The organism is Streptococcus suis YS56 (genome assembly GCF_000440115.1).
Classification (GTDB): Bacteria; Bacillota; Bacilli; order Lactobacillales; family Streptococcaceae; genus Streptococcus; species Streptococcus suis_L.
Genome location: NZ_ALMY01000043.1, coordinates 1 through 18,323 on the forward strand (window position 1 = coordinate 1; position 18,323 = coordinate 18,323).

The 18,323-nt window shown below is 41.0% G+C and carries 17 protein-coding genes; 14 read left to right on the forward strand and 3 right to left on the reverse strand.

Going from position 1 to position 18,323, the window contains the following annotated elements; genetic code table 11:
* The first annotated feature begins 252 nt into the window (after nt 1–252).
* The 9 genes from alaS (at nt 253) to SST62_RS0105440 (ending at nt 7,028) form a co-directional block, all read left to right on the forward strand.
* The gene (alaS, locus tag SST62_RS0105395) at nt 253–2,871 is read left to right on the forward strand and encodes an alanine--tRNA ligase (protein WP_029186589.1); all 2,619 of its coding nucleotides are present in this window, start codon (nt 253–255) and stop codon (nt 2,869–2,871) included.
* 215 nt (nt 2,872–3,086) lie between these two features.
* Nucleotides 3,087–3,302 (forward strand): hypothetical protein, encoded by a 216-nt coding sequence (locus SST62_RS0105400; RefSeq protein WP_024379659.1) that lies wholly within the window; start codon nt 3,087–3,089, stop codon nt 3,300–3,302.
* A 140-nt stretch (nt 3,303–3,442) separates the two neighbouring features.
* The gene (locus SST62_RS0105410; RefSeq protein ID WP_029186590.1) at nt 3,443–3,997 is read left to right on the forward strand and encodes a DUF3267 domain-containing protein; all 555 of its coding nucleotides are present in this window, start codon (nt 3,443–3,445) and stop codon (nt 3,995–3,997) included.
* Between the two features lie 12 nt (nt 3,998–4,009).
* The gene (locus SST62_RS0105415; RefSeq protein WP_012028279.1) at nt 4,010–4,225 is read left to right on the forward strand and encodes a helix-turn-helix transcriptional regulator; all 216 of its coding nucleotides are present in this window, start codon (nt 4,010–4,012) and stop codon (nt 4,223–4,225) included.
* Nucleotides 4,222–4,980 (forward strand): DUF3169 family protein, encoded by a 759-nt coding sequence (locus SST62_RS0105420; protein ID WP_029186591.1) that lies wholly within the window; start codon nt 4,222–4,224, stop codon nt 4,978–4,980. Before SST62_RS0105415 ends, SST62_RS0105420 begins: the two co-directional genes overlap by 4 nt.
* Nucleotides 4,981–5,001: 21 nt before the next feature.
* The gene (locus SST62_RS0105425; protein ID WP_050571893.1) at nt 5,002–5,226 is read left to right on the forward strand and encodes a hypothetical protein; all 225 of its coding nucleotides are present in this window, start codon (nt 5,002–5,004) and stop codon (nt 5,224–5,226) included.
* Nucleotides 5,227–5,327: 101 nt separating this feature from the next.
* Nucleotides 5,328–6,017, forward strand: a complete 690-nt coding sequence (locus SST62_RS0105430; RefSeq protein WP_029186593.1) for a CPBP family intramembrane glutamic endopeptidase — start codon at nt 5,328–5,330, stop codon at nt 6,015–6,017.
* Nucleotides 6,018–6,026: 9 nt separating this feature from the next.
* Entirely contained in the window at nt 6,027–6,344 is a 318-nt protein-coding gene (locus SST62_RS0105435) for a hypothetical protein (protein ID WP_029186594.1), read from the forward strand.
* 9 nt (nt 6,345–6,353) lie between these two features.
* Nucleotides 6,354–7,028, forward strand: coding sequence for a CPBP family intramembrane glutamic endopeptidase (locus SST62_RS0105440; protein ID WP_029186595.1), 675 nt, complete (start codon nt 6,354–6,356; stop codon nt 7,026–7,028).
* Between the two features lie 36 nt (nt 7,029–7,064).
* Here the strand turns inward: SST62_RS0105440 and nrdF are convergent, their stop codons facing one another.
* The 3 genes from nrdF to nrdH all read right to left on the reverse strand — a co-directional run bounded on the left by nrdF (nt 7,065) and on the right by nrdH (nt 10,643).
* A complete protein-coding gene (gene nrdF, locus SST62_RS0105445; protein WP_004299066.1) occupies nt 7,065–8,024 on the reverse strand; it encodes a class 1b ribonucleoside-diphosphate reductase subunit beta in 960 nt (319 codons plus the stop codon).
* Nucleotides 8,025–8,232: 208 nt separating this feature from the next.
* Nucleotides 8,233–10,392 carry a class 1b ribonucleoside-diphosphate reductase subunit alpha gene (nrdE, locus tag SST62_RS0105450; protein ID WP_029186596.1) on the reverse strand — a complete coding sequence of 720 codons (2,160 nt, stop codon included), beginning with the start codon at nt 10,390–10,392 and terminating at the stop codon, nt 8,233–8,235.
* Between the two features lie 32 nt (nt 10,393–10,424).
* Entirely contained in the window at nt 10,425–10,643 is a 219-nt protein-coding gene (gene nrdH, locus SST62_RS0105455; RefSeq protein WP_004299071.1) for a glutaredoxin-like protein NrdH, read from the reverse strand.
* A 386-nt stretch (nt 10,644–11,029) separates the two neighbouring features.
* Between nrdH and acnA the strand changes: the two genes are divergently transcribed.
* The 5 genes from acnA to ptsP all read left to right on the forward strand — a co-directional run bounded on the left by acnA (nt 11,030) and on the right by ptsP (nt 18,154).
* The gene (gene acnA / locus SST62_RS0105460; RefSeq protein ID WP_029186597.1) at nt 11,030–13,699 is read left to right on the forward strand and encodes an aconitate hydratase AcnA; all 2,670 of its coding nucleotides are present in this window, start codon (nt 11,030–11,032) and stop codon (nt 13,697–13,699) included.
* The gene (locus SST62_RS0105465; protein WP_029186598.1) at nt 13,696–14,814 is read left to right on the forward strand and encodes a citrate synthase; all 1,119 of its coding nucleotides are present in this window, start codon (nt 13,696–13,698) and stop codon (nt 14,812–14,814) included. The genes acnA and SST62_RS0105465 overlap by 4 nt, the downstream gene beginning before the upstream one ends.
* A 2-nt stretch (nt 14,815–14,816) precedes the next feature.
* On the forward strand, nt 14,817–16,004 hold the full coding sequence (gene icd / locus SST62_RS0105470) for an NADP-dependent isocitrate dehydrogenase (protein WP_029186599.1): 1,188 nt from the start codon (nt 14,817–14,819) through the stop codon (nt 16,002–16,004).
* A 148-nt stretch (nt 16,005–16,152) separates the two neighbouring features.
* Nucleotides 16,153–16,416: a phosphocarrier protein HPr gene (locus SST62_RS0105475; protein ID WP_024378446.1), complete on the forward strand. Its 264-nt coding sequence runs from the start codon at nt 16,153–16,155 to the stop codon at nt 16,414–16,416.
* Nucleotides 16,417–16,420: 4 nt separating this feature from the next.
* Nucleotides 16,421–18,154, forward strand: coding sequence for a phosphoenolpyruvate--protein phosphotransferase (ptsP, locus tag SST62_RS0105480; protein ID WP_029186600.1), 1,734 nt, complete (start codon nt 16,421–16,423; stop codon nt 18,152–18,154).
* The last annotated feature ends 169 nt before the right edge of the window (nt 18,155–18,323 follow it).

Sequence of the window (18,323 nt, forward strand, 5' to 3'; positions counted from 1 at the left end):
TTTGCCCAGCCTCTTCGTCAGGTTTCCTATTTTGACGGTGTCCGCTTAACGCCCTTAGTATCTTAGTTGAACTCGGACTAGGTCCTTTCTCTTAAAATATCATTATATGAAAGGAAATGTTCAATTTGGATAATTTTCTGAATTGAACCCGCCCGGAAGGCTCGGAAAAAAGATAAACTGTCTAGGAAATCAGTATTTCCTGTCAGTTTCCTATTTTTCAGTCGCCTTCTAATCGGGCTTGGTATCTTAATTATGAAACAATTATCATCAGCACAAATCCGCCAAATGTGGTTGGATTTCTGGAAATCAAAGGGTCACTCTGTTGAGCCTTCAGCAAATCTTGTCCCTGTTAACGATCCAACTCTTTTGTGGATCAACTCTGGTGTGGCAACCCTCAAGAAATATTTCGATGGCTCTGTCATTCCTGACAACCCACGGATTACCAATGCTCAAAAATCGATCCGTACCAACGATATTGAAAACGTTGGTAAGACAGCCCGCCACCACACCATGTTTGAAATGCTTGGTAACTTCTCTATTGGTGATTATTTTCGTGATGAAGCGATTGAGTGGGGCTTTGAGCTCTTGACAAGCCCAGAATGGTTTGCCTTTCCAAAAGACAAGCTCTATATGACTTACTATCCAGATGATGTGGATTCATACAATCGTTGGATTGCTCTTGGTGTTGAGCCAAGCCACTTGATTCCGCTTGAAGACAACTTCTGGGAAATTGGTGCAGGTCCTTCTGGTCCAGATACGGAGATTTTCTTTGACCGTGGCACAGACTTTGACCCTGAAAACATCGGCATCCGTCTCTTGGAAGAAGATATTGAAAATGACCGTTACATCGAGATTTGGAATATCGTATTGTCCCAGTTTAACGCAGACCCAGCTGTTCCGCGTTCTGAATACAAGGAATTGCCTAACAAAAACATTGATACGGGTGCAGGTTTAGAGCGTTTGGCGGCTATTTTCCAAGGGGCTAAGACCAACTTTGAAACTGACCTTTTCTTGCCAATTATTCGTGAAGTAGAAAAGATTTCTGGTAAGACTTATGACCAAGATGGCGACAACATGAGCTTCAAGGTTATCGCAGACCACATCCGTGCTTTGTCATTCGCTATCGGTGATGGTGCCCTTCCTGGGAATGAAGGTCGTGGTTATGTCCTTCGTCGTTTACTTCGTCGTGCTTCTATGCATGGCCAACGTTTGGGCATTACAGAGCCATTCTTGTACAAATTGGTGGAGACAGTTGGCAATATCATGGAAAGCTACTATCCAGAAGTACTTGAAAAACGTGCCTTCATTGAGAAGATTGTTAAGAGTGAGGAAGAGTCGTTTGCTCGTACCATCCACACAGGTTCACAATTTGCTGAGCAATTGATGGACAAATTGGCGGCAGAAGGTAAGTCTGAGATTGATGGTCGTGACATTTTCAAACTCTATGATACCTATGGTTTCCAAGTAGAATTGACAGAAGAATTGGCTGAGCACCGTGGTATGACCCTTGACATTGCTGGCTTTGAAGCGGCTATGAAAGAGCAACAAGACCGTGCACGTGCTTCAGTTGTCAAAGGTGGTTCAATGGGTATGCAAAATGAAACTCTGGCTGCTATCACAGAAGAGTCGACCTTTGTTTATGGTCAAACAGCTCTTGAAGCAAGTTTATCTGTCATTGTGGCTGATAATGCGCGTACAGAAGCAGTCTCAGAAGGTCAAGCTCTCCTCGTCTTTGACCAAACACCATTCTATGCAGAAATGGGTGGTCAGGTTGCAGACCATGGTTTTGTGAAAAATGCTGCTGGAGACATTGTTGCAACTGTCATCGATGTGCAGAAAGCACCAAATGGTCAACCATTGCACACAGTTGAACTGTCCGCAAGCATTTCAGTTGGTCAAACCTACACACTTGAAATCGAAACAAAACGCCGTAAGGGTGTTGAGAAGAACCACACAGCAACTCACTTGCTCCATGCAGCTCTTCACAATATTATCGGTGAGCATGCAACGCAGGCTGGTTCCTTGAATGAGCAAGACTTCCTCCGCTTTGACTTTACGCACTTTGAGGCAGTTACTGCAGAAGAACTTCGTCGTATTGAAGAAGAAGTCAATGAACAAATTTGGAATGCTATTCCAGTTGTGACAGTTGAGACTGATATTGACACAGCTAAGGAAATGGGTGCCATGGCCCTCTTCGGTGAAAAATACGGTAAAGAAGTCCGCGTTGTTACTATCGGTGACTACTCTGTGGAACTCTGTGGTGGTACCCATGTTGGTAACACCGCTGAAATCGGTATCTTCAAGATTTTGAAAGAAGAAGGTATCGGTTCAGGTACTCGCCGTATCATTGCGGTAACAGGCCGTGACGCCTTCCTTGCCTATCGTGACCAAGAAGATGCCCTCAAAGAAGTAGCAGCAACCATCAAGTCACCACAGATCAAGGAAGTGCCAAACAAGGTTGAAAGTCTTGCTCAGCAAGTTCGTGACCTGCAAAAAGAAAATGCGGCTCTGAAAGAAAAAGCAGCGGCAGCCGCTGCTGGTGATGTCTTCAAAGATGTCAATGATGCTAATGGCATTCGCTACATTGCCAGCCAAGTCCAAGTATCAGACGCTGGTGCCCTCCGTACCTTCGCTGACAACTGGAAGCAAAAAGACTACTCAGATGTCTTGGTGCTGGTTGCTGCAATCGGTGACAAGGTCAATGTCCTTGTAGCCAGCAAATCAAGCGATGTTCATGCTGGGAACCTTATCAAAGTCCTTGCTCCAATCGTAGCAGGTCGTGGTGGTGGTAAGCCAGACATGGCCATGGCAGGTGGTAGTGACGCCTCTGCTATCCAAACCCTCTTGAACAGCGTAGCTGATAACTTATAATCTATACCGAAAAACTCTTTTATCCTCTGGATGAAGGAGTTTTTTTGTAATCCATTCTAGTCAATTTGACAACATTCATAAACTTTTTGACAAAAATTATTATTTTTTTGACAAATATACTTGTCAAAAAGAAAAAGAAGTGTTACAATGATATCAAGATAAGGAGATAAAAACGAATTCATCAGACAAGAAAAAAAGAAAGTTGGGGTATAACAATGAAAAAGATAAATAGCAATAAAAAAGGAATTTTGATTACAGGAACAACCGTTGCGCGTGCAGTCGAAATAGGGTCCATTCTATTATTGGCTTACATTCTCCTTTCTGATTTGCTGGGATGGAGCGATATGGATACAGCTCTAATGACTACTCTAATTGCTTCAATTGCTTGTATCGAAGCAAGTTTACAAATGGAGAAAAAAGGAAATAAGTAGAAGGAGATAGACCATGAAACGACACATTTCAGCAGATATGGCAGCGATTATGATTGCAGAATCCTGTATTGTCGGATTATTGATTGGAGTTGCTCTAGGTTTATTGAGTTTGAGCTAGGTGAAATAGAAGGAGAAGAAACATGGAAGCGAAAAAGAAATTATATGAAGTAGATGTTAGAAGTGATAAAAAGTTGGCAGCAAGGTTATACGTAACTACAGTTTTATTAGTGTTTCCGTTCTATTGGCTATTTGGATTCATAGCTTCTAGAGTTGAGTTTCAAAATATCATGAGTGAGATGCAATTCATTGAAGTACTATTTGTTTTTCTATTGCTTATTATCATTCATGAATGGATTCATGGACTGTTTTTTAAAATTTTTTGTCCCAAAAATCCTGTCAAATATGGAATTAAATGGAAAACAGGTATGGCTTATGCAATCAGTCCCAACTCCCTTTATAATCGTTTCCAAACAGTTGTAATTGCCCTTGCTCCTTTCGTTCTGATTAGTTTGGGGTTGACAGCATCTGCAATGTTTGGTTGGCTTGACAAAGGGGCTTATCAGATTCTAGCAACCATGCATTCAGTGGCTTGTATTGGTGATTTCTATTATACATATTTACTGATGGCAAAATTCAAAGAAGTGGCGGTAGAAGTAGCTGTAACAGAAAAAAGCATGGTTATCTACCAAGCCTAGAAAGGAAAACTCATGGAATATGTCTTAAAAAATCGGCTCAAGGAATTGCGAGCCAGAGATGGTCTCAATCAGACAGAACTAGCCAAGTTAGCAGAGGTTTCGCGACAGACCATTAGCTTGATTGAGCGGGGAGAATATACGCCCTCGGTGGTCATTGCCATGCGCATAGCACAAATTTTTAATGAAAATGTGGAGAATGTCTTTCAATTAGTGGAGGTAGAAGAATGAAACAAGGGAAACAATTAACGACAAAACAAAGATGGCTCAGAAATCTTACATATTTGTTTTTGGGAGCAATTTTCGGAGCATTTTGTGGCTTTTTTGGAGTATCGATTTCTAAGCTTGGATTACCGTCTTTTATCAATTTAGATAATTTCTTGTTTTGTTTGCGTATCATTACTTTTGTAATTTTTGCCGGAACCATTTATTTTGGTATTAAAGCTAATAAAAAATACCATCTTTACCATTCTATTTCAGATGAGGAAGAAGAACACTTTGATGAACTGTATAAAAAAATGTATCGTAACCTAGAATATGCGACCATATCATTCAATGTTGCCGTATCATTGACTCTGTTAAATTTAGTTTTAGGATTTGGAGTTGCCTTCTTAGAAGAGAGTGCGGTTATGTATGGGTCAATTTTTGACTTGGTTCTCTTTATCGTACTTCTAATTACTCAAGTGATTATTATTAAATTAACAGAGAAAATTCGAGACTATAAGTTATCTGCATTTGCTACAGTAAAAGAGATGAAAGACTTCGCTGAGGCAATGGACGAGGGGGAGAAACAAGCAAACTACGAAATGAGTTTCCAAATCGTCTTCACTTTGAATCAAATCGTGTTACCAGGTTTGTATCTATTCCTATTTGTACTTAGCATGCTATTGCAGGAGCGACAAATTACAGCATTTCTAGTTGTTGCCTTTCTTCACATTTACATCAATGTCATGCAGGTTCGCATGGTTCGTCGTTATTTTAAATAATGAAAGGTTTTGGTAGTGATTATGAAAGAGAATAAAAAGTTTACATCGATTCTAAAAATTGTTTATTTCTTAGGGATTATCGGCCTTGGTTCCTACGCAGTTGGCTATATTTTCGGAGAGTGGCTGGCTACTGGGCAGATTGATTTGTCAACCCTGACTATCCTCTTGCCATTGGTTTTGGGCTTGCCTGCACTGCTGTCATCATTTAGTTTCTCTTTTATTACTTCGTTAACTCGCCTTGCCTAACTCCAGTTATGCCTGCGGCTCGTTGCCTAGTACTAAAAGTAAACTAAAAGACTTTATCTTTTACCAAACGAAAAATAATTGTTTATATTAAGGAGATTGCTATGAATAGACTTGGAAATGTCAAAGATTGGAATGTGGTTAAAAATTGGAAGTTTCTCTTAGTGGGACTAGCTGTCGTTGCCCTTAATGTATTGACCCAGATGGCCATGTTTACTCTACCAAATTTTGATGGGAAAAACCTTCTGATTGCTGCTGCCTTCTTGTTGGTTGCTGTGGTGCTTGGTTTTATCTTGACTGGTAAATTAGGTCTGTGGAAAGGTGAGCAGAAGTGGGGGATAGGTGCGAATGTTGGTTTTGTAGCCCTCGCCTTTATCGTTATGTTTGGTCTGAAAATAATTGGTGGGCAATTGATTATGCTGGAAGAGGGATACGGTCAGACGACTGCCAATCAGGAAATTATCAACAATTCAGGCTTGCCAACCTTAGTTTTATTTCTCTTTGCAGTTTTCTTTGCTCCAGTTTTGGAGGAACTGCTTTTCAGAGGGATTCTTATGGGGAAAGTCTTTGGTAAGGATTCGATTGTGGGATTATTGCTATCGAGTTTTCTGTTTGGACTTATTCACAATCCGACCAATATCGGATCTTGGGTTGTCTACGGAGGTATGGGCCTAGTCCTAGGACTCGCCTATCGTATTTCTGGCAAATATACCAATGCACTTATTCTACACAGTCTGAATAATCTTCTTGGATTTTTGTTGATGCTTCTGATGCAAAGTCTGGGCTTGATATAGGAGGATAGGATGGAACTATTTTTATGGATTCTAGTAGGATTTCTATTTTTCAATTCTCTATCAGATAGGAAAAAAGTGAAGCAGTTGCAAGCTAGGGTAAAAAAATTGCAGAAAACTACAAAAGGAGAAAATCAGATGTCAGTTTTATTGAAAGAATTGGTCGGAAGTAAAGCCAAAATCCGCTTTGATGAGGAATTTTCTATTACTTATGAATACACCATTTTGGCAGTTGATGAGGATTGGGTTAAAATTTCTCGTGAATTAGCGAATGGGGAGCTTGAAACCAAGTTGGTACGAGTCGATAATATTGTTGACTTGAGCTTTTAGGGAGGGAATATGTTGAAATTTATCAAACACGTTGCTTTACTATTTCTATACTTTGTTGCCTATCAAATTGCTTCAGGTTTTCTAATGGTAGGACCAACCTTACAAACGATTCCTGACATTCCTGCCCAGTTGATTGATAGTACAATTTGGATTTGTGCGATAATTGGTCTTGTTCTCTCTATTGCGCTCATTATTCTGTTATGGAAGTATATCTATCCACGTCATTCTGTTGACTATCGTGTGGCAGCTTCATGGTTCCATAAGATTCAATGGCCGATATTACTCTATATTGCATTTTTTATCTTCCAATTTATTATACCAGTCCCAGAAAGTGAAAACCAAAAGCTTGTGATCGAATTCGTATCAGCTTATCCCTTGATTGCATTTAGCTCAGTAGTAGTTTTTGCTCCCATTTTAGAAGAATTGATTTTCCGTGGATTTTTAGCGACCTATTTCTTCCCTAAAATAGCAGATATGAAGGCTGTTGGAATCTATCTTGTTGTAACGGGGTCTTTGTTTAGTCTGGTCCATATGCCAGCAACCCTTCCCCAATTTTTGATTTATTTCACGATGGGACTCAATCTAGGATGGCTCTATCTGATCAAACGTGATATTCGTTATCCGATTGCGCTACATATGTTAAATAATGGAATTTCCTATTTGATGATTCTATTTTTGGTATAAAAAAATAAGCAGCTCAGATTGAACTGCTTTTTTTGATTACAAACCGTAAAGATAATCATCGTCCTGCATAGCTTCCACTTCACCAAGAAGATAGCCGTTACCAACTTGGGAGAAGAAGTCGTGGTTAGATGTACCGGTTGAGATACCGTTCATGATGATTGGGTTGACATCATCTGCTGAATCTGGGAAGAGTGGATCCTGTCCCAAGTTCATGAGGGCTTTGTTGGCATTGTAACGAAGGAAAGTCAAGACTTCCTCAGTCCAGCCAACTGCATCATAGAGAGAACGAGTATAGCCCTCTTCATTTTCATAAAGTTGGTAGAGCAAGTCGTACATCCAGTCGCGGAGTTTGTCCTGTTCTTCCTCGGACAATTCATTGAAACCAAGTTGGAACTTGTAACCGATGTAGGTACCGTGCACAGACTCGTCACGGATAATCAACTTGATAATTTCAGCAACGTTGGCCAGCTTGTTGTTACCAAGGTAGTAGAGTGGCGTGAAGAAACCAGAGTAGAAGAGGAAGGTTTCTAGGAAAACGCTGGCTACTTTCTTTTCAAGCGGTGTACCTGTTTCGTAGATTTCGTTGATAATCTTTGCCTTGCGTTGCAAGTATTCGTTGCTGTTGGTCCATTCAAAGATGTCTTCAATCTCAGACTTGGTATTCAAGGTTGAGAAGATAGAAGAGTAAGACTTGGCATGGACTGACTCCATGAATTGGATGTTGTTGTAAACAGCTTCTTCGTGCGGTGTACGAATATCGTTGCGAAGAGCTTGGACACCTGTTTCAGATTGAAGGGTATCCAAGAGGGTCAAACCGCCAAAGACCTTACCAACCAGGTCTTTTTCTTCAGCAGTCAGTTTACGCCAGTCATCCAAGTCGTTTGATAATGGGATACGTGTATCGAGCCAGAATTGCTCGGTCAACTTTTCCCAAGTTGACTTGTCAATAACATCCTCAATGGCATTCCAGTTTATGGCTTTGTAGTAGGTTTCCATCATATTCTCTTTCTTTTTCTTATACTTCAAATATTATATCACAAATAGATAGTAGCCTGTAAAAAAATCCCCTAAAAGGGATTTTTAATCGAGCGCTCATTAGTTACTTCATATCATGAACGACAGTGTCGTAAGGTAGTAAGCTAATCCGCCGATAGCGGTTAGCGTAGATTAGGTAGTTGTTTTTCCAACAGCTAATCTTGCTACGTCAAATCACACAACTTTCACATTGGTTTGCGCCGACTTCTTCGCCGTCATCGGTAAAGGTGCGGATGTAGTAAATAGACTTGATTCCCTTGTTAAAGGCATAGTTGCGAAGGATAGAGAGGTCACGCGTTGTTTGTTTGTTCTCTTTTTTCCATTCGTAGAGTTCTTTTGGAAGCTCGCTGCGAAGGAAGAGGGTGAGAGACAAACCTTGGTCAACGTGCTCAGTTGCAGCAGCATAGACATCGATAACCTTGCGCATATCCATATCGTAGGCAGACTTGTAGAATGGAATGGTTTCCGTTGCCAAGCCAGCTGCTGGATAGTAGATTTTACCGATTTTCTTCTCTTGGCGTTCCTCAATCCGTTGTGTGATTGGGTGAATAGAAGCGGAAACATCGTTAATGTAGCTGATAGAACCGTTTGGAGCAACAGCTAGACGGTTTTGGTGGTAAAGACCATCTGCCATGACTTTCTCACGTAAGTCAGCCCAATCTTGTCCGCTTGGAATGAAAATCCCTTCAAAGAGTTCTTTGACACGGTCAGATTGCGGTTGGTAGTCCCCAGTCACATACTTATCGAAATAAGTGCCGTCTGCGTATTTTGATTTGTCGTAGTTGTGGAAGGTCGCCTTGCGTTCGCGGGCAATGTTATTTGATTCTACCAAGGTCCAGTAGTTGAGGAGCATAAAGTAGATATTGGTAAATTCCACAGCTATTTTTGATCCGTAGTCGATCAAGTTTTGTGCCAAGTATGAGTGAAGTCCCATAGCACCAAGACCGATTGAATGCGCGCGCTCATTTCCAGCCTCGATAGACGGCACTGCAGAAATGTGTGAGTGGTCAGTAACGTAAGTAAGAGCGCGTGTCATGGTACGGACAGAACGGCCAAAGTCAGGCGATTTCATCAGGTTGACAATGTTGGTTGAGCCAAGATTACATGACACATCTGTTCCCATGGTCAAGTATTCCTGAGAGTCGTTGATAACGCTTGGCGTCTGAACTTGAAGGATTTCTGAACAGAGGTTGGACATGATAATCTTACCGTCAACAGGATTGCTGCGGTTGGCAGTATCGATGTTGATGACGTAAGGATAACCAGACTCTTGTTGCAGTTTAGAAATCTCTGTTTCTAGGTCGCGGGCCTTTATTTTTGTCTTACGAATACGTGGGTTTGCCACCAACTCGTCGTATTTCTCCGTAATATCAAGGTAGCTGTAAGGCACACCGTATTCCAATTCAACGGAGTAAGGGCTGAAGAGGTACATGTCTTCATTTTTACGTGCCAACTCATAGAACTTATCAGGAACAGTGATTCCAAGTGACAAGGTCTTCACACGCACTTTCTCGTCAGCATTTTCCTTCTTAGTCGAAAGAAAGGCGATAATGTCTGGGTGGAAAACATCCAGATACACTACCCCAGCACCTTGGCGTTGGCCAAGTTGGTTAGAGTAAGAGAAGCTATCCTCGAAAAGTTTCATGACAGGAACAACCCCAGAAGCAGCTCCCTCGTAGCCCTTGATTGGAGCCCCTGCCTCACGCAAGTTGCTGAGGGAGATACCAACACCACCACCGATACGGGACAATTGCAGAGCAGAGTTGATGGAACGTCCGATGGAGTTCATATCGTCTGTGACTTGGATGAGGAAGCAAGATACCAACTCACCACGACGGGCACGGCCTGCGTTGAGGAAAGAAGGAGTGGCTGGTTGGTAACGCAAATGGATCATTTCGTTAGCCAAGTTCAAGGCCAAGTCTTCATTACCTTCTGCAAAATACAAGGCGTTGAAGAGAACGCGGTCTTCCATGCTCTCCAAATAGTAGGCACCGTCGTTTGTTTTGAGGGCATACTGGTTGTAGAACTTGTAGGCAGCCATGAAGGACTTGAAGCGGAAATTTTGGTCTTTCAAGAATTGATCAATTTTGATGATAAATTCTGGACTGTATTGGTCCAAAAACTCTTTTTCAAGGTAATTTTCTTCTAATAGATAAGCAATCTTGTCTAAAATACTATCAAATTGCTTGGTATTTGGGAGGACGTTTTCTTTAAAGAAGGCCTTAACCGCTTCTTGGTCCTTGTGGAGTGGGATTTGCCCATTAACAGGACGGTTGATTTCGTTATTTAAACGGAAGTAGGACACATCGCCTAGCTCTTTTAAACTCATAGTCGCAATCTCTTTCTATAAACAGTAGGGAGTTAAACCAAGGCTTTTAGTTTTCCTGGTTGAAAACCTGAGAAAACATCATTTTCAGTTTCGATAACAGGTGCAGCTGAGAAACCGAGACCTTTTACGTGATCGATAAATTCAGGCTGTTCATCTAGATTGATTTCTTTATAATCTACACTATGTTGGTCCAAGAATTTCTTGGTCATTTTACACTGTACACAATCATTTTTTGAATAGATCGTTACCATTCAATTTCTCCTTTGTCCATGAGGGATTAATAAAAAATCCCAATTTTGTTACCAATCTAGGATACAAGATTTTAAGGTTAAAGTCAAGAAGGAAGTTTATTTAAAATCACAAAATATAGTGCATAATATTTTTATAAAACACCATATATTGTACCTCTGCTCATTGCCGCTAAGTCGAAAAATAGCGTTTACATAGCTGTTTCTATTTAGTTTGATAACCCTAACAATCTCTCAGTAAAATATAGATTAGCTTTTCTGCAAATGTCATAATATTTTGAAGGAAACATACGGTGTCACAAAATATAACATTTATAGTTATACATGTATTGAATATATATTACCTTTTGTACTATACTATTCAATAATGCTGAAAGAGGTTATAAAATATGGAAAAATTACATAGAAAAAGCTTGTTTCATAAAGGGAAAGAATATTCATATTATGCATTGGATTCGATTTCAACGGGAGAAAAAATGGATATTCATTCACTTCCCTATACTATTCGTATTTTATTAGAAAGTCTTTTAAGAAAAGAAGATGGCGTAGACGTTACAAAAAATCACATAATGGAGTTGCTTCATTATCAGGCGGCATCTCCTAAAGGAGAAATCCCCTTTAAACCTAGTCGTGTTATTTTGCAAGATTTTACAGGTGTTCCTGTTGTGGTAGATTTAGCCTCCATGCGTGATGCGGTGGTGAAAGTAGATGGAAACCCTGAATTGATTAACCCAGAAATTCCAGTGGATTTAGTCATCGACCACTCTGTTCAAGTTGATTTTTTTGGGACTGAAGATGCTCTGGAGAAAAATATTGACTTAGAGTTCGAGAGAAATAATGAACGCTATGAATTTCTGAAATGGGCAGAGAATTCCTTTGAAAATTATCGTGCAGTGCCTCCAGCGACAGGAATTATCCATCAGGTAAACATTGAATTTCTAAGCGATGTTATTATCAACAAGGATGGCTTGCTTTATCCAGATTCTATGTTTGGTACAGACAGTCATACGACCATGATTAATGGTATTGGTGTACTTGGTTGGGGTGTGGGTGGTATTGAGGCGGAAGCTGCAATGTTGGGTGAAGCATCTTATTTTCCTATCCCTGAGGTGATTGGTGTTCGCCTAGCAGGGCAATTGCCTAAGGTTGCTACTGCAACGGATTTGGCTCTTAAGGTCACTCAACTTCTACGTCAGGAAAATGTAGTTGGGAAGTTTGTCGAATTCTTTGGACCAGGTTTATCTTCTCTCACATTAGCGGATCGAGCAACTGTTTCCAATATGGCTCCAGAATACGGTGCGACTTGTGGCTATTTCCCGATTGATGGAGAAACTTTACATTATATGAGATTGACCAACCGTTCGGAGGAGCACGTGGAGTTGACAGAAGCCTATGCTAAGGCTAATTATTTATTCTATGATGCTGAACGTTTTCCGTCTTATAGCAAGGTTTTAGAATTGGATTTATCGACAGTAGTCCCATCTATTTCTGGTCCTAAAAGACCACAGGATTTGATAGAATTAACAGATGCAAAAGCAGAGTTTCAGGCTAGTTTAATACGTGAAGTAGGTGTTCGTGGATTTGGTTTGGAGGAAGCAGAGTTAGATAAAACAGCCTCGGTTAAGTATGTTGAAGGAGATGAGCAAATTCAAACAGGTCATGTTGCTATTGCGGCGATTACCTCGTGTACAAATACCTCCAATCCGTATGTCCTTTTGGCAGCAGGATTACTGGCAAAAAATGCGGTAGAAAAAGGTTTGGCAGTTTCTAAGACGGTCAAGACGTCATTGGCACCAGGCTCAAAAGTAGTGACTGGCTATTTGAAAAAATCAGGTTTGCAGACCTATCTAGATGCTTTAGGGTTCAATTTGGTTGGCTATGGTTGTACAACTTGTATCGGTAACTCAGGTGATCTGCGTCCTGAAGTAGCGGAGGCGATTAAGGAAGAAGATTTATTGGTTTCTGCGGTATTATCTGGAAATCGTAACTTTGAAGGACGGATTAATCCATTGGTAAAAGCTAATTTCTTAGCGAGCCCTCCGCTTGTTGTTGCCTATGCTATTGCGGGAAATATGAATGTAGATTTAACAAGGGATCCGCTGGGGTATGATGAGAAGCAACAAGCTGTCTACCTTGCGGACATTATGCCAAGTCGCGAGGAGGTAGATGACTACATTGAGCGTTATGTGACTTGTGACCTTTATAAAGAAGAATACCAACAGGTATTTACAGATAGTCAGGCTTGGAATGCGATTGAAACAAAAACGGATAAGAATTACAATTGGAATTCATCTTCAACCTATATTCAAAATCCTCCCTATTTTGACAATATGCAGGCAGATTTATCCATAAAACCACTGGAAAATTTATCTGTTTTGGCTAAATTTGGCGATACCGTAACGACAGATCATATTTCCCCGGCAGGGAATATTGCACGATTGAGTCCAGCCGCTCGTTATCTCGAAGAGAATGGCATTGTTTATAAGGATTTTAATTCTTATGGAAGTCGTCGTGGAAATCACGAAGTCATGATGCGTGGGACTTTTGCAAATATTCGTATAAAGAATGAGCTGGCAGCTGGAAAAATTGGTGGTTGGACAAGAGTTGGCGATGAGATTCTTCCAATCTATGATGCGGCTATGAGATATAAGGAAGCTGGTGTCGGTAGTATTGTTATTGCTGGTAAAGACTATGGGATGGGGTCAAGCCGTGACTGGGCAGCCAAAGGTTCAAGTTTACTTGGTGTGAAGGCTGTTCTTGCTGAGTCATTTGAGCGGATTCACCGTTCAAACTTAGTGATGATGGGTGTTCTTCCTTTACAATTTTTAGAAGGTCAGTCGGCAGAAAGTCTTGGCTTGACTGGACATGAAAGCTATACAATCGACTTGCCAGAAGATGTCGGTGTTAGTCAAATTGTAACAGTCCATGCGCAAACAGACGATGTTACAAAGGAGTTTCAAGCTCTCGTGCGGTTTGATGCAGAAGCGGATATTCGTTATTATCGCCACGGAGGTATTTTACCTATGGTAGTAAGAAAGAAACTAGGAGGAAAGGTATGACAGAAACGAATGGGTTAAAAGATGCGATTGCCTGTGATACGCGAATTAGTGCAATTGAAAATGACCGTTTGTCCTATGCAGGGTATGACATTGCTGAATTGATGGAGAATAATGTTTCGTTTGAAGAAGTGATTTACCTCCTATGGAATTTGCATTTGCCAACGCAAATTGAATTGAATTATTTTGAGAAAAAGTTACGTGAGGAATATGCTATTTCTGATGCGGTTGAACAGTGCATTTTAATCCAATCCCGTCGACACCTCCACCCTATGAGTGTACTTCGCTCAACTGTGTCACTTTTGGGAGTTTATAACGTACATGCTGAAGAAAATTCTTTAGAAGCCTTGTATGAACAATCTATTCAAATTATGGCGAAAGTTCCGACCATTATTGCAACTTTTGCTCGTCTCCGTCAAGGACTGGTTCCGATTGAACCGAGAGCAGATTTAGGTTTTGCGGCAAATTTCCTATATATGTTGAATGGAGAAGAGCCGACCGAGTTGCAAGTTAAGGCCTTCAATAAGGCATTGGTTCTCCATGCAGATCATGAGTTAAACGCCTCGACTTTTGCTGCTCGTGTGACAGCTTCTACCTTGACAGACTTGTATTCTTGCGTGACGACTGCCATTGGAACCTTAAAAGGTTCCTTGCATGGTGGTGCAAATGAACGGGTGTTTGATATGCTTCTGGCCATTCGAGAATACGGAGATACCGAAGGTTACCTGCAGAAAAAACTGGATTCAAATGAAAAAATTATGGGCTTTGGTCACCGGGTCTATAAAACAGTTGATCCTCGCCAGCAATATTTAAAGGAAATGGCGCGTGATTTGACAGCAGGGACAGAAAATGAAGTTTTTTACACGCTATCGGAAGAGGTTGAGCATTTTATCAAGCATAAAAAGGGTCTGATTCCAAATGTAGATTTTTATTCAGCAACTGTTTATTATGTCCTTGGAATTGACAGTGATATTTTTACATTGATTTTTGCCATGAGTCGCATGGCTGGCTGGATAGCCCATGTTCAAGAACAACGGAAGAATAATAAGTTAATTCGACCACGTTCTTCCTATATAGGTAGCAGAGATTTGGTATATATTCCGATTGGAAAGAGGTAAATATGGCAGAAAAGATAGTGATGAGAGATGGAAAACTCACCGTCCCCAATCATCCGATTATTCCCTATATCGAGGGGGATGGTATTGGACAAGATATTTGGCCAGCGGCTCAAAAAGTCATTGATGCTGCAATTGTAAAGGCCTATAGTGGTCAGCGTTCCATTCAATGGATGGAAGTCTTGGCAGGTGAAACGGCGCTAGAGTTGACAGGGACATCTTTACCGGTTGAGACCTTGGAGACGATTCGGGAGCATTTGCTAGCCATTAAAGGACCTTTGGGGACACCGGTTGGTAAAGGACATCGTTCCCTGAATGTTGCCCTTCGTCAAGAGTTGGATCTGTTTGCTTGTGTCCGACCTATTCGCTATTTTAAGGGTGTTCCGAGTCCCTTGAAAAATCCAGAAAAGACCGATATAACTATTTTTCGTGAAAATACAGAGGATATCTATGCAGGGATTGAATGGGAGGCTGGTACTGATGAAGTTGCAACTGTGATCGACTTTCTTCAAGAAAGAATGGGAGTGCAGAAAATTCGCTTTCCAGAGACGTCAAGTATTGGTATCAAACCCATCTCGGTAGAGGGAAGTAAACGACTGATCCGCTCTGCGATTGATTATGCTTTGAAGCATGGGCTTAGAACAGTTACTCTCGTTCATAAAGGAAATATCCAAAAATTTACAGAGGGTGGTTTCCGAAAATGGGGGTATGAACTAGCTCAAGAAGAATACAGTCAGCAAGTAGCAGATGGGACGCTCCTTGTAAATGACATAATTGCGGACAACTTTTTGCAACAAATCTTATTAGCACCAGAAAAATTTGATGTTGTGGCCTTGACCAACCTAAATGGAGATTATGCTTCAGATGCCTTGGCTGCTCAAGTCGGTGGCATTGGTATTTCTCCTGGGGCAAATATCAACTATCAAACTGGGCATGCTGTTTTTGAAGCTACTCATGGAACAGCTCCAGATATTGCTGGAAAAAATGTAGCCAATCCTTGTTCGCTCCTCCTTTCTGCCTGCATGATGCTGGAATATATGGGTTGGATAGAAGCGAGTTACTTGATTATTTCGGCTTTAGAAGTTGCTTTTGATAATGGACAGGTGACAGCAGATTTTGCAAAAATGCTAGGAAAAGCAGGACTGTCAACCAGTCAATTTGCAGACTTGTTGACTCAGCTTATCGAGAGATAAATCAAGCCAAATAAGGATTTTTCTGCAGCTCAAATTTGAAAGAAACGCAAAAAATTCTTGAAAATGATTTCAAAAAGTGGTATAATGCTTTTTGTAAGGGTTATCACAAATAACTCACAATTTTGTAAAAATAAAGGAGAATCCTAATATGGCTTCAAAAGACTTCCACATTGTGGCAGAAACTGGTATTCACGCACGTCCAGCAACTTTGCTTGTTCAAACTGCTAGCAAGTTTGCTTCAGACATCACATTGAACTACAAAGATAAATCAGTTAACCTTAAATCAATCATGGGCGTAATGAGCCTTGGTGTTGGTCAAGGTGCTGATGTAACTATCTCAGCTGAAGGTGCTGACGCTGACGACGCAATCGCAGCTATCACTGAAACAATGGAAAAAGAAGGATTGGCATAAGAATATGACAGAAATGCTTAAAGGAATTGCAGCATCTGACGGTGTTGCCGTTGCTAAGGCATATCTACTCGTTCAGCCAGATTTGTCCTTCGAAACTGTTACAGTAGAAGACACAAATGCAGAAGAAGCTCGTTTGGATGCTGCTCTTGCAGCATCTCAAAACGAGCTTTCTCTTATTCGTGAGAACGCAGTAGCTAGCCTTGGTGAAGAAGCCGCAGCTGTTTTTGATGCACACTTGATGGTACTTGCTGATCCAGAGATGATCGGTCAAATTAAAGAGACTATCCGTGCTAAGAAGACAAATGCTGAGACTGGTTTGAAAGAAGTTACGGATATGTTCATCGCAATCTTTGAAGGTATGGAAGATAACCCATACATGCAAGAGCGTGCAGCAGATATCCGTGACGTTGCTAAACGTGTATTGGCAAATCTCTTAGGTGTTCGCCTTCCAAACCCATCTGCAATTAACGAAGAATCTATCGTCATTGCACATGACTTGACTCCATCAGATACAGCTCAATTGAACAAACAATTTGTTAAAGCATTTGTAACAAATATCGGTGGTCGTACAAGTCATTCAGCTATCATGGCTCGTACACTTGAAATTGCTGCTGTATTGGGTACAAATAACATTACTGAAATCGTTAAAGATGGCGATGTACTCGCTGTGAACGGTATCACAGGTGATGTGATTATCAACCCAACTGAAGAACAAATTGCAGAATTTAAAGCGGCTGGTGAAGCTTATGCTAAACAAAAAGCTGAGTGGGCACTTTTGAAAGATGCACAAACTGTTACAGCTGACGGCAAACACTTTGAATTGGCAGCAAACATCGGTACACCAAAAGACGTTGAAGGTGTAAACGATAACGGTGCAGAAGCTGTCGGTCTTTACCGTACAGAGTTCTTATACATGGACTCACAAGACTTCCCAACTGAAGATGAGCAATACGAAGCTTACAAGGCTGTTCTTGAAGGTATGAATGGCAAGCCAGTTGTGGTTCGTACAATGGATATCGGTGGTGATAAGGAACTTCCTTACTTCGACCTTCCACATGAAATGAACCCATTCCTTGGTTTCCGTGCCCTTCGTATCTCTATCTCTGAGACTGGTAACCAAATGTTCCGTACTCAGTTGCGTGCCCTTCTTCGTTCATCTGTACATGGTAAACTTCGTATCATGTTCCCAATGGTTGCTTTGTTGTCAGAATTCCGTGCAGCAAAAGCAATCCTTGATGAAGAAAAAGCAAACTTGTTGGCTGAAGGTGTAGCAGTTGCAGATGATATCCAAGTTGGTATCATGATTGAAATCCCTGCAGCAGCAATGCTTGCAGACCAATTCGCTAAAGAAGTTGATTTCTTCTCAATCGGTACGAACGACTTGATCCAATATACAATGGCTGCAGACCGTATGAACGAGCAAGTTTCATACCTCTACCAACCATACAACCCATCTATCCTTCGCTTGATCAACAACGTTATCAAGGCTGCACACGCAGAAGGCAAATGGGCTGGTATGTGTGGTGAGATGGCTGGTGACCAACAAGCTGTTCCACTTCTTGTGGGAATGGGCTTGGATGAGTTCTCTATGAGTGCAACTTCTGTCCTTCGTACACGTAGCCTCATGAAGACATTGGATACAGCTAAGATGGAAGAATATGCTCACCGTGCCTTGACAGAATGTGCTACGGCAGAAGAAGTTCTTGAACTTCAAAAAGAGTATGTTGATTTCAACTAATAGATAAAAAGGGAAAACAGGGGTAGAAATATCCTTGTTTTTTCACAACTTTTTGACAAGAGAGGACAGTACATACTAACTGATATAGCATATTTATACTCAATGAAAATCAAAATCAGACTAGGCGACGCAGATGCAGATAGAACTGAAGTTCATCAAATCAAGTCAA

Bases quoted from the DNA above. Each gene is read 5' to 3' on its own strand.
- alaS (WP_029186589.1), top strand. From the start codon at position 253: ATGAAACAATTATCATCAGCACAAATCCGCCAAATGTGGTTGGATTTC.
- SST62_RS0105400 (WP_024379659.1), top strand. From the start codon at position 3,087: ATGAAAAAGATAAATAGCAATAAAAAAGGAATTTTGATTACAGGAACA.
- SST62_RS0105410 (WP_029186590.1), top strand. From the start codon at position 3,443: ATGGAAGCGAAAAAGAAATTATATGAAGTAGATGTTAGAAGTGATAAA.
- SST62_RS0105415 (WP_012028279.1), top strand. From the start codon at position 4,010: ATGGAATATGTCTTAAAAAATCGGCTCAAGGAATTGCGAGCCAGAGAT.
- SST62_RS0105420 (WP_029186591.1), top strand. From the start codon at position 4,222: ATGAAACAAGGGAAACAATTAACGACAAAACAAAGATGGCTCAGAAAT.
- SST62_RS0105425 (WP_050571893.1), top strand. From the start codon at position 5,002: ATGAAAGAGAATAAAAAGTTTACATCGATTCTAAAAATTGTTTATTTC.
- SST62_RS0105430 (WP_029186593.1), top strand. From the start codon at position 5,328: ATGAATAGACTTGGAAATGTCAAAGATTGGAATGTGGTTAAAAATTGG.
- SST62_RS0105435 (WP_029186594.1), top strand. From the start codon at position 6,027: ATGGAACTATTTTTATGGATTCTAGTAGGATTTCTATTTTTCAATTCT.
- SST62_RS0105440 (WP_029186595.1), top strand. From the start codon at position 6,354: ATGTTGAAATTTATCAAACACGTTGCTTTACTATTTCTATACTTTGTT.
- nrdF (WP_004299066.1), bottom strand. From the start codon at position 8,024: ATGGAAACCTACTACAAAGCCATAAACTGGAATGCCATTGAGGATGTT.
- nrdE (WP_029186596.1), bottom strand. From the start codon at position 10,392: ATGAGTTTAAAAGAGCTAGGCGATGTGTCCTACTTCCGTTTAAATAAC.
- nrdH (WP_004299071.1), bottom strand. From the start codon at position 10,643: ATGGTAACGATCTATTCAAAAAATGATTGTGTACAGTGTAAAATGACC.
- acnA (WP_029186597.1), top strand. From the start codon at position 11,030: ATGGAAAAATTACATAGAAAAAGCTTGTTTCATAAAGGGAAAGAATAT.
- SST62_RS0105465 (WP_029186598.1), top strand. From the start codon at position 13,696: ATGACAGAAACGAATGGGTTAAAAGATGCGATTGCCTGTGATACGCGA.
- icd (WP_029186599.1), top strand. From the start codon at position 14,817: ATGGCAGAAAAGATAGTGATGAGAGATGGAAAACTCACCGTCCCCAAT.
- SST62_RS0105475 (WP_024378446.1), top strand. From the start codon at position 16,153: ATGGCTTCAAAAGACTTCCACATTGTGGCAGAAACTGGTATTCACGCA.
- ptsP (WP_029186600.1), top strand. From the start codon at position 16,421: ATGACAGAAATGCTTAAAGGAATTGCAGCATCTGACGGTGTTGCCGTT.